The sequence below is a fragment of the Halorubrum coriense DSM 10284 genome (genome assembly GCF_000337035.1).
Classification (GTDB): Archaea; Halobacteriota; Halobacteria; order Halobacteriales; family Haloferacaceae; genus Halorubrum; species Halorubrum coriense.
This window is the reverse complement of sequence record NZ_AOJL01000001.1, coordinates 1-228: the sequence shown is the minus strand read 5'-3', so window position 1 is coordinate 228 and position 228 is coordinate 1. Positions and strand designations below refer to the sequence as shown.

Below are 228 nucleotides of genomic sequence, written 5' to 3'. Positions count from 1 at the left end.
GCTGTTCGAGCGATTCCGCGAGACGACACGAGAAATAGCCCGCCTCCAATCGCTCTTGGAGGACGGCCGATACAGTAGTCACCGCATCCAGTGCCTGTACGATCGGCGCACGAAGCGACGAGACCACGCCCAAGACGCACTCGCCCGCGAGCTCATCGAACGCCTGTACGAGGATGGCGTTTCGACGGTGTACGTCGGGGCGCTGACGGACGTGCTTGACACGCACTG

Annotated in this window: 1 protein-coding gene; it reads left to right on the top strand. The window is 62.7% G+C overall.

The window, feature by feature from the left end:
* The coding region (locus C464_RS00005) for a transposase (RefSeq protein WP_152420851.1) at nucleotides 1-228 on the top strand (228 nt) is incomplete at both ends.